Source organism: Rhodococcus sp. 05-2255-1e (assembly GCF_002259025.1).
Classification (GTDB): domain Bacteria; phylum Actinomycetota; class Actinomycetes; order Mycobacteriales; family Mycobacteriaceae; genus Rhodococcoides; species Rhodococcoides fascians.
Map to the genome: position 1 here is coordinate 1 of NZ_NOZE01000016.1, position 13253 is coordinate 13253.

Annotated in this window: 13 protein-coding genes; 4 read left to right on the forward strand and 9 right to left on the reverse strand. The window is 61.9% G+C overall.

From position 1 onward, the window contains the following. Positions 1-190 precede the first annotated feature (190 nt). Positions 191-475, reverse strand: coding sequence for a mycofactocin biosynthesis chaperone MftB (gene mftB, locus CH262_RS13755; protein WP_032385640.1), 285 nt, complete (start codon positions 473-475; stop codon positions 191-193). Positions 476-477: 2 nt separating this feature from the next. Beyond that, entirely contained in the window at positions 478-591 is a 114-nt protein-coding gene (gene mftA, locus CH262_RS13760) for a mycofactocin precursor MftA (RefSeq protein ID WP_069973092.1), read from the reverse strand. A 107-nt stretch (positions 592-698) separates the two neighbouring features. Between mftA and mftR the strand changes: the two genes are divergently transcribed. Next, positions 699-1304, forward strand: coding sequence for a mycofactocin system transcriptional regulator (gene mftR / locus CH262_RS13765; RefSeq protein ID WP_032385641.1), 606 nt, complete (start codon positions 699-701; stop codon positions 1302-1304). 12 nt (positions 1305-1316) lie between these two features. Here mftR and CH262_RS13770 read toward each other — a convergent pair whose 3' ends face one another. Continuing rightward, positions 1317-2831 (reverse strand): flavin-containing monooxygenase, encoded by a 1515-nt coding sequence (locus CH262_RS13770; protein WP_094717828.1) that lies wholly within the window; start codon positions 2829-2831, stop codon positions 1317-1319. A gap of 35 nt (positions 2832-2866) precedes the next feature. After that, positions 2867-3712, reverse strand: a complete 846-nt coding sequence (locus CH262_RS13775) for an alpha/beta fold hydrolase (RefSeq protein WP_179274999.1) — start codon at positions 3710-3712, stop codon at positions 2867-2869. 225 nt (positions 3713-3937) lie between these two features. On the opposite strand from CH262_RS13775, the gene CH262_RS13780 reads away from it, so the two are divergent. Both CH262_RS13780 and CH262_RS13785 read left to right on the forward strand, forming a co-directional pair. Beyond that, positions 3938-4705 carry an SDR family NAD(P)-dependent oxidoreductase gene (locus tag CH262_RS13780; protein WP_032385644.1) on the forward strand — a complete coding sequence of 256 codons (768 nt, stop codon included), beginning with the start codon at positions 3938-3940 and terminating at the stop codon, positions 4703-4705. 56 nt (positions 4706-4761) lie between these two features. After that, positions 4762-5538: an acyl-CoA thioesterase gene (locus CH262_RS13785; RefSeq protein WP_256988796.1), complete on the forward strand. Its 777-nt coding sequence runs from the start codon at positions 4762-4764 to the stop codon at positions 5536-5538. 40 nt (positions 5539-5578) lie between these two features. On the opposite strand, the gene CH262_RS13790 is transcribed toward CH262_RS13785, so the two are convergent. Continuing rightward, complete coding sequence (locus tag CH262_RS13790; RefSeq protein ID WP_032385645.1) at positions 5579-6217, reverse strand: TetR/AcrR family transcriptional regulator; 639 nt, start codon at positions 6215-6217, stop codon at positions 5579-5581. Positions 6218-6575: 358 nt separating this feature from the next. Between CH262_RS13790 and CH262_RS13795 the strand changes: the two genes are divergently transcribed. Further along, on the forward strand, positions 6576-7667 hold the full coding sequence (locus CH262_RS13795; RefSeq protein ID WP_094717831.1) for an LLM class flavin-dependent oxidoreductase: 1092 nt from the start codon (positions 6576-6578) through the stop codon (positions 7665-7667). Positions 7668-7723: 56 nt separating this feature from the next. Here CH262_RS13795 and CH262_RS13800 read toward each other — a convergent pair whose 3' ends face one another. The 4 genes from CH262_RS13800 to CH262_RS13815 all read right to left on the reverse strand — a co-directional run bounded on the left by CH262_RS13800 (position 7724) and on the right by CH262_RS13815 (position 13222). Continuing rightward, positions 7724-8869 carry an acyl-CoA dehydrogenase family protein gene (locus CH262_RS13800; protein ID WP_032385646.1) on the reverse strand — a complete coding sequence of 382 codons (1146 nt, stop codon included), beginning with the start codon at positions 8867-8869 and terminating at the stop codon, positions 7724-7726. Continuing rightward, on the reverse strand, positions 8838-10478 hold the full coding sequence (locus CH262_RS13805; RefSeq protein ID WP_094717832.1) for an AMP-binding protein: 1641 nt from the start codon (positions 10476-10478) through the stop codon (positions 8838-8840). Before CH262_RS13805 ends, CH262_RS13800 begins: the two co-directional genes overlap by 32 nt. A gap of 70 nt (positions 10479-10548) precedes the next feature. Continuing rightward, positions 10549-11649 (reverse strand): alcohol dehydrogenase catalytic domain-containing protein, encoded by a 1101-nt coding sequence (locus CH262_RS13810; RefSeq protein WP_032385647.1) that lies wholly within the window; start codon positions 11647-11649, stop codon positions 10549-10551. A 7-nt stretch (positions 11650-11656) separates the two neighbouring features. Next, the gene (locus CH262_RS13815) at positions 11657-13222 is read right to left on the reverse strand and encodes a flavin-containing monooxygenase (RefSeq protein ID WP_094717833.1); all 1566 of its coding nucleotides are present in this window, start codon (positions 13220-13222) and stop codon (positions 11657-11659) included. Positions 13223-13253 lie beyond the last annotated feature (31 nt).

Sequence of the window (13253 nt, forward strand, 5' to 3'; positions counted from 1 at the left end):
GGTCAACTCCCACGTCAAACAAATCGGAGCATCGAGACCGAGCTCGAACTGATCGACCAATCTCCCTACCGGAGCTGGTCTTTCGAGGGTGGAAGTCATGAAGGGACCTCATTCGTACAATCAGAGGGAGATCCGTCGGGGCTGCGACGGACCGTGAAACGGTTGGCCCGAACATGGACCGAACAGCACGTCAGGCGGCGACGATCATCTTCGAGTCAGCCAGCACTGCAAAGGCTTTGACGTAGGGAGCCGAAGCGGACTCGTCGATTCCTGCGGCCGCGATCGCCGACCGCATATCCCGGTGGTCGGGAAGGGACTCGATGATCGCCACGATCGTGCGGTTCTTCAGAAACGACAGCTTGCGGGTCCCGAAGTGGTAGAGCAGCGCCCCGAACGACTCGGGACGCAACGCCACCTGCGGATGCAACACCCACCGCACGTCCAGATCGAGCGTGTTCTGCACAGCAGTAGTCATGATCAGTACACGCCGCACATACCGTCGATCGAGACTTCCTCCACCAACGACTCCTCCACCAGATCGGACTCGACAACCGACGTACCGACCACAGCGTTCTCACTCTTCTTCGACATCGAATTCCTCCACAGGTAGTTGATAGGCCACACTCGGAGCGAGCAGTGACGTAGATCAACATACTAATGGCACTCGGTGCATCAATGCAGAGTTCGGAGCAAAAAAGATGACAGCAGGCGGGAAACCCTCGCACCGGATGGGTCGACGCCCCTCCACGACGAGGGGTGAGTTGAGCGACCTGGGCATTGAATTGTTCGCCTCGAAGGGCTTCGACGAGACCAGCATCGACGACATCGCCGAGGCCGCCGGCATTGCACGCCGGACGTTCTTCCGTTACTTCCCCTCCAAGAATGCCGTGCCCTGGGGCGACTTCGACGCCCAACTCGATGCACTGAGAGCCCACCTGTCCGGCCTGCCCGCAGATATCGAACTGGCCGAGGGACTTCGATCCGCCCTGGTGCAGTTCAATACGTTTCCACCGGAGGAGACATCGGTGCATCGGCAACGGATGTCGCTGATATTGGGGACGCCTGCGCTGCAGAGCTACTCGATGGTCATGTACGAGGGATGGCGAGCAGTCATCGCGGATTACGTCGCCACCAGGACCCGGACCGAGCCGACCGACCACCTCCCACGCACCACAGGGTGGATCCTTCTCGGTATAGCAATCGCGGCCTACGAGCAGTGGCTCGAGGACGAGAACTCGGATCTCGCAGCCCTTCTGACCGCGGGCACCGTCGCCCTGCACTCGGGTCTCCCACGTCCGGCCTGATCGAAAGCCGAATCACACAACACTCGGATCCGGTAGATACGGAGAGGGATCGAAGCTCGAGTTCTGCTCACGAAACGTGTGCGCGAAGTCCGGCCACAGCGTGGTCAACCTCCCGTTACGTGGGTCGACGTACCAGTTCTGGCAACCACCGCTGACCCACACCGTCCCGACACTGCGCCTGTCGAGATCAGATGCGTATAGCTCCTCTGCCTCTTTCGACACGGCCAGACGAGTGACGCCCGCACTGCCCATGTATTCCAACGCGCCCACGATGTACTCGATCTGGGATTCGATGATGTAGACGACCGAGTTGTGTCCGAGGCCGGAGTTGGGACCGTTCATCACGAACAGGTTGGGAAACCCGTTCACCGTGGTCGTGGCATATGCCTGCATGCCGGTGGCCCACTGGTCCGCGAGCGAGCGTCCACCCCGGCCCCGAATCCTGTACGTGATGGGCAGATCACTCGCCTCGAAGCCCGTCGCCGCGACGAGAACGTCGAGTTCGTGCCGACCTCCATCGCCCGATACCGCCACATTTCCCTCGACACTCACCAGCCCGCCGGTCGCAAGGTCCACGTTGTCACGGCACAGGGCCGGGTAGTAGTCGTTGGACTTCAGGATTCTCTTGCAGCCGATCTGGTAGTCGGGGGTCAACTGGGCCCGCAGAACCGGATCGTCCACCTGCGCACGCAGGTGACTCAGAGCGCTGTTCGATACGCGCTCCAGCAGCTCCGGGACCGCCTGCCGCTCGACGAAGCGAGATTCGTTCGCCCAGAAGAACTCTGCGCGAAGAGAATCGATTCTCGCCGGCAGCCGGGAGAACGTCCGCTTCTCGGCCTCGGTGTAGTGGCGATCATGACGCGGGGTCACGTACGGAGCGCTGCGTTGGAACACCGTCAGGTGCTGGGCCTCGCCGGCCAGTCGAGGAACGATCTGAATCGCAGACGCGCCCGATCCGACGACTCCTACTCGCTTGTCCGCCAGCGATACATCATGTTTCCAATCCGCGGAGTGGAACCGTTCCCCGGTGAACGTATCGAGGCCGGCGATGTCGGGCCACTTCACATCCGACAAGTGTCCCGCGGCAGCGATCAAGATCCTGCAGGTGTAGTTGCCTCGCGGCGTTTCTACCGTCCACCGGGCGGAGTCCTCGTCCCATGTTGCACCGAGGAGCTCCGCGCCGAATCGCAGATGGTCGGTCAGTCCCTCGTCCCGAACGGTCTCCTCGAGATACTCGAGGATCTCCGGCTGCGCGGCGAACACTTTGCTCCACCGCGGGTTCCGACGAAACGAGAACGAATACAGGTGCGAGGGCACATCGCATTCTGCGCCTGGATAGTGGTTGTCGCGCCACGTGCCACCGACGCCGAGGGCTCGCTCCAAGACCAGAAACGACGTCTCCCCGTTTCGCCGCAGCCGCGTGGCCATGCCGATGCCTGCAAAGCCGCTCCCGATCACGATGATGTCGACGGCTTCCGTCTGCGGTGCCGAGGCGGCATCGGAGAGGTGTCGAACCGGTGCTGTCATGCTCTTCTTCCTTCTCTGTTCGTGTGGACCGTGTCTCACACGTCGGTGGTGGGGACGATCGTTCCGGCCGGCACGGTCATCCGTCCCGATACGAATGCGTCGACGAGGCCGAACACTTCGGCCGGCCTCTCGGTGAGTACTGCGTGCCCGCTGTCCACGAACGCGAGCCGGCTGTCCTCGATCGCTCCGAACAGGCATTCCGCATGCTCGCGCGGTGCGAAGAGATCGCGGGTACACCCGATCACGAGCGTGGGAGCGGATACCCGTACGACGGTCTCGGACAGATCGACCTCGTCGGCGACGTTCCACCGCCGTGCCAGTTCTGGTTCGGGTATGGGCCGAGCGGAGCCGAGGGCCTCGAGTTCGGAATGCGTCCTTGCCGCCAGGTAGGCCGGACTGAACTGCGTGAACAGTGTCAGTTCGTTTCGCGCACCGGGCTCGGCCGCGCTCGCCACACGACACGAAGCAGTCAGAGCACGCTGGTGACGTGTCGTCTTCACCCACCCCGCAACCAGGATCACGTGTTCGATCCGTGTCGGATGGTCGGCTGCCAGAGCGGCAGCAACGACAGCCCCGAGCGAATACCCCACCACATCGACCGGCCGGTCCGCGCTGCACGCGTCGATAACGGCGAGCACTTGCCTGCACAGTTGGACGACGGTCGGCTCGTGGTTATCGGAAGCCACCGCGAAATCGAGGCCGATCACGCGATGCCTCGCTGCCAACATCGGCGAGAGATGAGAGAAGTCGACAGCGGCGTTTCCGCCCGTACTGTGTAGCAGAACGATCGGGGTCCCTTCACCACCGGTGTCGCTGAACGCTACATCGACTCCGCCCACTTCGATTACGCCTGCGGTTCGTTCCGGATATGGGGTACTCACGTATCTCCCTCGATCGTGATGGAGTAGTCGAATGAGCCTTGGGGCACCACACACGCTGGTTGGCTGCCCCGTCTGATCGAGAGCGCATTATCGGTTGATAGTCCACTCTCAATTGGTATTGACGGTCACGCTATCAGCCTTCACCTGAAATATGAACAACTGGTCGTATATATTGATTCGAGGTGAACGAGCACGTCACCTCGATTTCGATTGGAAGGCGATCAGATGACTGGACTACTGGAGGGCAAGACCGCACTCATCTCCGGATCCGCGCGCGGACAGGGAGCCGCGCATGCGCGCCGCCTCGCCGCCGAGGGTGCATCGATCGTGGTCAGCGACATTCTGGACGAGCTCGGAGAAGGCGTGGCCCAGGAAATCCGCACGGCCGGTGGGTCCGCGGTCTACACCCACCTGGACGTCCGTGTGTCGGCCGACTGGGACCGTGCCGTTGCGCTCGCCGAGTCGGAGTTCGGCGCACTGAACGTGCTGGCGAACAATGCCGGCATCTGCGCGATTGCGCCTATCGCCGATTGCTCCGAGGACGAGTGGGCTTCGGTCATCGCGACGAACCAGACAGGAGTGTTCCTCGGCATGCGTGCCGCCGTACCCGCGATGCAGCGCGCCGGCGGCGGCAGCATCATCAACACTGCATCCATCTACGGTGTCACGGGAACGTACGGGTATGCCGCTTATGTCGCAAGCAAATTCGCCGTCATCGGTCTCACCAAGTCAGCAGCCCTCACCTACTGCTACTCGAACATCCGGGTCAACGCCGTCGCACCCGGCATCGTCGGAACGCAGATGTTGGCCGACGAGATAAAGCAGTTCGACGAGAATCCGGATTTCGACTTCGACGCACACGTCGCGGCACTACCGATTCCCCGGGTCGCGCCGCCGGAGGAGGTGTCGGAGACGGTCCTGTACCTGGCGTCCGACATGTCTTCGTACACAACGGGAGCCGTCATTCCCGTCGACGGCGGAAAACTCGCCTGACCCTCGACAAGCGCAGACCCAGGCCAACTGTGAACTCGCCGATACAGTTCAGCGACGTGCTCCATCTCGAACGTGAGAGGGACGGCCTCTATCGATCCGGCCCGATTCCCACGGAGTTGCCACTTGTTTTCGGCGGGCAGGTGGTGGCTCGAGCCCTGATGGCGGCCGCGCTGACTGTGGACGCTTCCTATCGTGTGCACTCTCTGCACTCGTACTTCCTTCGCCCCGGTGGCGCTACGGCAACCGAATTCAGCGTCGAGAACACCCGAGACGGCGGCACGTTCTGCACGCGCTCGGTCCGTGCAACCCAGAACGGGCAGGCCATCTTCGTCATGATGGCGTCGTTCCACCGCGGAGACGACGGCGACTCGTACCAGTCGCCCATGCCCTCGGTGCCTCGACCGGACGAGATCGAGGCGGCATCGGATTCGGTCGACCTGGCGGAATGGTCCGGCGTATGGGACCGGATCGCGGTGCCTCGCCCCTCGGCTGCCGTGAAACCTTCAGCTGAACAGCAGTTCTGGATTCGTCACCGTCGGCCGTTACCGGACGATCCGGTCGTTCACGACTGTGCGTTGGCGTACCTCGCCGACATGGATCTGCTCGACATCCCTTGGCTCGTGAATTCGGGGCGAGAACTACAGTCGGCATCACTGGACCACAGCATGTGGTTCCTCCGAGATTTTCGAGCCGACGACTGGATCCTGCACGATATGTCGTCGTCGTCGGCGGAGGGCGGCCGGGCGTTGTCGAAGGGGCGGTTGTTCGACCGCGCCGGGCGGTTGATCGCTGAAGTAGCACAGGAGGGGTTACACCGGTACCGACGACAGTGACAGCCGTGCACCGACGGTGCGACTCGGGGCAAGTACGGCGTCAGGCTCTTTCCACACCGAGCATTCCGCGCACAAGGAACCAGACATCTTCTTCCACGTCTTCGGTACTGACCACATTCTTGCCCGATTGAACCCATTGTGGAGATCGGTCGCAGAGGTTCAAAATCGCTGCCCGGCACACATGTACGGGCGGCATGCTCCGCGAGGAATTCTGCGTCACGTCAGCGATGAGGCCGTCCACCAGCTGCTGATACGCCACCCGCATACGAGTGATGGCATCTCGGCGCGGCGGATCGAGCAATTCGCCGGCCGAGACCGCATCCAAGAGACGATCGACGAACCTGGCACGACCCGAGAACATGATCTGATTGCGAGTGTGCCGCTTGACGACACCTTCGAGCCGCTCCAGAGAAGCGAGTTCGGTGTCGTCCACATCGATCACGAACGTCTTGAACCGCTGCAAGCCCCAGATCAACGCGGCGAAGAGCACGCTTTCCTTGGAGTCGAAATGGTTGTAGACCGCAGGCGGCGATACTCCCGCATCCTTGGCAAGATCCTTCATGGTGGTTGCGTAGAACCCCCGCTCGCCGAACAGCTTCAGAGCCGATTCGAGCAGTTGTTCGCGAGTTCGATTGCCACGTGCCAAACGCCCGTCCGACACGTCCAGCACATCCGACACGATTGCTCCGGTTCTCCAGGTCCAACAGTCGAAATACGAATGGTCGTTCGTACTTACAGCGAGCTGAGCTGCAGATTACCACGCGCTGCTCAGCGCGGGGCCGACACGCACGGCCGCTTCCCTTCGTACTCAATGGTTTATCGCACTGCGTGCAACGACGAATGTCATCACGAAGGTAACGAGCGGCAGCGTTTCCATACCTTCTGAACGAACATTCGTATACTATACGTTTGAGACCCCTCGATCGTGCGCATCGCTCCGACGCCGGTTGCCGAAACATCGGTCTCGGGGTAGTCGAACCTGCCGTACCAGAACGTCGTAATTCTCAATTCTGTCGCCGAGCGAAAGGCTTCGAGCCGTGAAGTTTTCATTGATCAACATCCCCTACGCCCTCAACTACGCCTCGGGGAACGAGACCGCCACGCAGGTCATCGACTGGGACCTTCAGGTGACCAAGTGGGCAGACGAGTACGGGCTCGACGAAGTGTTCTTCGCCGAGCATTACACCTTGGGGGCAGAACCGTCACCGGCTCCGGATCTGATGATCGCCGCAGCGTCGCAGTTGACCTCCAAGGTCAAGCTCGGAGCACTCGGACACCTGCTTCCCTATCACAACCCGATCGCACTTGCTTTCCGCATGATGTGGCTCGACCACATGACCGAAGGTCGCTACATCGCCGGCGTCGCTCCGGGCGCGTACCCGAGTGATGCGGCCTTGTTCGGCACGAAGAAGAACAACCCCAAGATGATGGCCGAAGCACTCGACATCATCGAGATCATCTGGGCCAACAAGGGTCCGCAGAAGTACGAGGGAGAGTTCTTCTCGGTCGACCTTCCGGCGTACAGCTCGTCGATTCACGGCCCCCATCTGCGCCCGTACCAGGATGCGCCGCCGATGTTGATGACCGGAATGCAGGCGTCCTCACCCACTCTGACCGAGTGCGGCCGACGGAACTTCGAGCCGGTGAGCCAGCTTGTGTCGACGACGACACTCAAGGCGCATTGGGCCGCGTACGCAGAGGCCGCGACTGCCGCCGGCCACACCCCGTCACGGAACAAGTGGCGAGTCGTCCGCAGCACCTTCGTGGCCGACTCGGACGAACAGGCTCTCGACCAGTACATGCGGGGACCCTCCGCCAAACTGTGGACCGAGCACAACCTCCCGACCTTCCGCCGGCTCGGCCTCGGTTCGCTGCTGACCGACGGAGCTGTCGCGGACGAGGACATCACCGTCGAGTGGCTGGCCAAGAATCTGTTCTTCGTCGGCTCCCCCGAGACCGTCGCAGGAAAGATCTCCCACCTGTTCGACGAGGTCGGCGGCTTCGGCGCTCTGATCGCGGGCGGAGAAGACTACAAGAACAATCCCGAGCCCTACCGTCGCAGCCTGGAATTGATCGGCACCAAAGTTGCGCCGATGGTGTCACATCTGACGGTCGACGAAGACGAATAGCAGCGCACACAACTGTGGCCCCGAACTCCGTGGAGTTCGGGGCCACAGTCGTATGTTCAGAGCCCCAGATCCCGACCGATGATTTCTTTCATGATCTCGTTGGACCCCGCCCAGATCTTCGTCACTCGCGCATCCATCCACGCTCGTGCCACCCGATATTCACGCATGTAGCCGTACCCGCCGTGCAGCTGAACGCAATGATCGAGGACGTCGTTCTGCACCTGCGCACACCACCACTTGGCCTTGGCCGCGTCCACTGCACTGAGCCCCGTATCGGAATGCTCGACCACACATGCGTCCACGTAGGCCTGAGCGACCTCGACCTTGGTCACGAGCTCGGCGAGCAAGAACTTGTTGTGCTGGAACCCACCGATGCTGCGCCCGAACGCCGTACGATCCTTCGCGTACTCGATGGTCTCGAGCAGAATCTGCTTCGCATGCGCCAAATTGGTTGCAGCGCCTCCGATCCGCTCCTGCGGCAATCGCTCCATCATCGATACGAACCCGGTACCAGGCTCACCGAGCATTGCATCATCGGGCATGCGAACTCCGTCGAAGAACAGCTCGGCTGTGTCTGCTTCGGGTTGACCGACCTTGTCCAACTTCCGTCCCCTCTCGAAGCCTGGAAGAGACGCGTCGACCAAGAACAGACTGATGCCGCGAGCGCCCCGGGTCTGTTCCGTGCGGGCTGCGACGACAACGACATCTGCGGTGTAGCCGTTGGTGATGAAAGTCTTGGAGCCGGTCAGGACCCAATCGGACCCATCACGAACCGCAGTTGTCTTCAGATTGGCCAAATCGGACCCAGCAGATGGTTCGGTCATGGCAATGGCCGCCACCGCCTCCCCGGACGCCATCTTGGGCAGCCACCGCTCTTTTTGCGCGTCGGAGGCAAGGTCGACGACGTACGGGGCAACTATGTCGAAGTGAATACCGAAGCTCGACGCCAGCCCCATGTTGACAGCGGCCAATTCCTCCATCGCCACTGCGTTGAACCGGTAGTCACCGGCCTCGCCGCCGCCGAACGACTCGGGTATTTCCAACCCGAGAATGCCCTGGCGGCCTGCTTCGATCCACACCTCACGGGGAATCAGCTTGTTCTCCGCGTGAGATTCGACGTGCGGCAGGACATGTCGCCGGATGTACTCGCGCACTGCGCCGCGGAATTGTTCATGGTCGTCGGTGTAGATCGGCCGCTTCACTGTGTCGTCTTTCCTGTTGGTTGCGATTGCGATCGTCGGTACGAAGCTCCCGACGGAGGATCTTTCCGGACGCCGACTTCGGAATGATGTCGATGAATTGCACCGACCTCACCTTCTTGTGCGGTGACACTCTCTCGGCGACGTAATCGATGATGACGTCCTCGTTCGGCGTCCAATCTGGTTGCGCCACAACGAAAGCTTTGGGAACTTCCTCACCCTCGCTGTTCGAGGCCCCGACTACCGCCACGTCTGCAACGCCCGGGTGAGCCAGAATCACGGCCTCCAACTCGGCGGGCGGCACTTGGTATCCCTTGTATTTGATCAGTTCCTTGAGCCGGTCCACGATGTGGACGGCACCGTGCGCGTCGTACGCGGCGATGTCCCCGGTGTGGAGGAAGCCGTCGGAATCGATCGTCTCGGCTGTGGCTGCCGGATTGTTCAGATATCCCTGCATCACGTTCGGACCACGTACCAGTAGCTCACCCGGTGCGCTCATCCCGTGGTCGGGAATGGCTATGTCGTCGCCGGTAGAGACGTCGACCAATCTGTTCTCGGTGTTGGAGATCGGCAACCCCACCGAACTCAACGCCAAATCCGTTCTGGCGAAGGGAATGACGTGGCTGGTAGGGCTGAGCTCGCTCATACCGTAGCCCTGGAGCACTCGGGCATCGAGCCGATCGGCAACTCGTCGGCCGAGCGTCTCGTCCAGTGCTGCTGCTCCCGACAGGACGACCCGCACCGACGACAGATCGTACTTGTCCACACTCGGATGCTTCGCCAGCAGGACAGCGACAGGTGGGGCGATGAACAAGTACGTCAGTCTGTGGGTCACACAGGCCGTCAACAAATTCTCGAGGTCGAACCGGGCGATCGTCACCACGCGCGCACGAGTCTTCAGGGACACGTTGAGCAGGACCGTCAAACCGTAGACGTGAAAGAAGGGCAACAGTCCGAGGACGACATCGTTGGAGGCCAAACCGTAATGAGGCATCGACTGGGCGATGTTGGCGACCAGATTTCGGTGAGTCAGTACCACGCCTTTGGGGGTTCCCGTGGTCCCCGACGAGAATGGGAGCACGGCCGGGTGTGTTCTCGGGTTCACCGACAGTGCCGGAGCCGGCTCGTCCAGGGCGACCAGATCGTCGACCCCCAGGTGGCCGTCCATCTGCCCGATGGCAAACGTACGTTCGCCCGAAATACCGCAGCGCAGTGCAGCTTCGAGAGCCACGGCGCTGTGGTTCGACGCGGTGAAGAGGTAGCTGGCACCGGATGCTGCCAACTGTTTGGCTACATCCTCCGCCGTGTACAGGACGTTGACCGGTGTGGCGGTGGCTCCGGCCAGAAGAATCGCATGCAGAACCACAGCGAATTCCGGCGAGTTGGGCGCGTGTACGGCCACCACATCCCCCGGTGCCACCCCCCGAGAGGCCAGTGCCCCCGCGACCGCTTCGATCCTCGAGACCAGGGCACGGTAGCCGATTGCCTTGCCCGTCTCACCGTCGATCAACGCATCCCGGTCCATATCGGACGCGTCGATCGATCCGAACACGTACTCGAACACAGTCGAATTCGGGATGTCGACATCAGGAAGGGGACTTTTGTAGATCAAGCCAATCTCCTAGCGGTGGTGAGCGGCGTCGAACCAGCACGCGATACGCGGAAGATTCGATGCCATGAGGTCAGGGGAACTCGATGACCTGGCGAAGCCCCTTACCGGAAGCCAACGCGTCCATACCTTCGTTGATGCGATCGAGGCTGATCGTCGCGGAGATGAGCTCTTCGACGGGTAGCCGCCCGGCACGCCACAGCTCCAGGTAGCGCGGTATGTCCCGAGCAGGAACTGCCGAGCCGAGGTAGCTACCGATGATCGTTCGAGCTTCTGCGACCAACCCGAGCGGTGAAATCGACGACCGTGCATCAGGTCTCGGCAATCCCACTGTGACGGTGGTACCGCCCGGTGCCGTCGCGGCCACTGCCGACTCGAACACCGCAGCGCTGCCGACCGCCTCCACCACGATGTCCGCTCGACGGCCTCCGAGTGTCGCAGGGGTGTACACCTCGGTCGCACCCAAACGGGTGGCGATATCGAGCTTGTCCTGCACGGCGTCGACGCCGATGACCGGCCCCCGACCCAACGAGACCGCGACGAGGAGGGCGGCCATTCCCACTCCCCCCAATCCGACGACCATGACGGACTGCCCCTGGCGCGGCGGTGCAGCGTTCAACAGCGCTCCGCCGCCGGTGAGGACCGCACAGCCGAGAACAGCCGCGACGGCAGGAGGCACGTCGTCTCCGACGGGGACCACCGAACGGCGGTCGACAACAGCATAATTCGCGAATCCGGAGACACCGAGATGGTGTGCCACGTCCACACCGTCGCGGCGGAGCCGGTTCCCGCCGTTCAACAGGACGCCGTCGTTGTTCGCGACGGAGCCTGGAGTGCAGGGCATTCGACCGTCGGTCCGGCACGCAACGCACTCGCCGCATCGCGGAAGAAAGGTCATGACCACGCGCGTTCCTACGGCGACGTCGGTGACACCCGCTCCCACTGCCTCGACGATGCCCGCAGCTTCGTGTCCGAGCAGCATGGGCACCGGACGCGGACGGTTTCCGTCGATCACCGACAGGTCCGAATGGCACAGACCAGCGGCCTCTATGCGTATCAGCAGCTCACCCGCGCCGGGGTCGGCCAATTCCAGTGTGCTGACGGTCAACGGTCGCGTCACTGCGTAGGGCGCTTCGCGTCCGATCTGTTCCAGTACGGCACCACGAATTTTCATGACCGGTTCACTCTTTCGATTGGTACGCGGAACCTACAAGTGCGTGATCGGCGTCCGAATCTGCCACCTTCGAGGCCAGGTAGGGAGCCGGATCGAAGATCGAGCAATGGTCTCGGAAGGTGTGAGCGAAGTCCGGCCACGCCAACGTCGACCGACCGTTCCGTGGGTCGACGTACCAACTGCTGCAGCCTCCACTGAGAAGGGTGGTACGCATCGCTTTGTCGTGCAATCGATCTGCGTACTCCTGCTCGTCGTCTGCACTCACCTCGATGACTGCCCGGTGGTTCTCACGCAACCATTCGAGCGCTCCGAGTACGTAGTCCACCTGGGTCTCGATCATGTAGATGATCGAATTGTGCCCCAGGCTGGTTGCGGGCCCGTTGAGCAGGAACATATTCGGGAAATTGTGTACCGCAACGGAATTGAAAGCCTGCATGCCCGTCGACCACTGATCCCCCAGCGAACGGCCACCCCGGCCGAAAACACGATGGGAGGACGGGAGGTCCCAGGTCTCGAAGCCCGTCGCGAAGACGAGAACATCGAGATCGTAGCTCTTGCCGGTTGCGCTGGTGGGAAGCCCGTCGACGAATGCACCGAGAGCCGACGGTTCGAGCGTGACGTTCTCTTTCTGCAGAGCAGGATAGAAGTCGTCGGACTTCAGAATTCGTTTGCAGCCGATGGCGTAATCGGGCGTCAGATGCTTCCGCAACACGCTGTCGGACACCTGCGATTCAAGATGTCCCAACGCAATCCGCTGCGCCTCCTCGATGTACTGCGGCACCATCCGTCTCGCGGCGAACTGATAGTCACCGCCCCAGAAGATCGTCTGACGCAGATCGTCGATTGCACCGGGATCGCGTCTGAACAGGCCCTTCTCCGCGTCCGTGAAGGTGCGGTCGCGTCGCGGAATCACATAGGCGGGGGTGCGTTGGAAGACGACCAACTCCGCCGCCATCTCGGCGAGCTCGGGCACGATCTGCACTGCCGACGCCCCGGATCCCACGACGCCGACGCGCTTGTCGTTCCATTCGATACTCGAATCCCAACGAGCCGAATGGACGATGTCACCGGCGAAAGTGTCGATACCGGGCAGCTCGGGCAACTTCGGGTCGGTCAGATGCCCGGTCGCAAGAATGAGGTGCCTGCCGACGTACTCGCCCGTCGGCGTTGTGACGGTCCACTTCTCGGTCGTATCGTCCCATCGAGCGTCGAGCATCTCGGCACCGAATCTCGAGTGGGGAACGAGCCCCTCGTCCTGGGCGACGCGCCGAATGTAGTCCCAGATCTCGCCGCCGGGCGAGTACTGACGCGACCACTCCGGGTTCGTGCGGAACGAGTACGAATACAGGTGCGAGGGAACGTCGCAGGCCACCCCCGGATAGATGTTGTCGCGCCAGGACCCACCCACGTCACCCTCACGCTCGAGGATGACGAATGTGGAGTCGGTACGACGCTTCAGCTGAACCGCCATTCCGATTCCGGCGAAACCCGCTCCGACGATGACGACATCGACCTCTTCGGAAGGACGTGCGGCAGAGGTTCGCTCGACGTCGGCCGACGATGGACTGTGCATTCTCGTAACTCCTGCAGGGCTGGTGGGGACT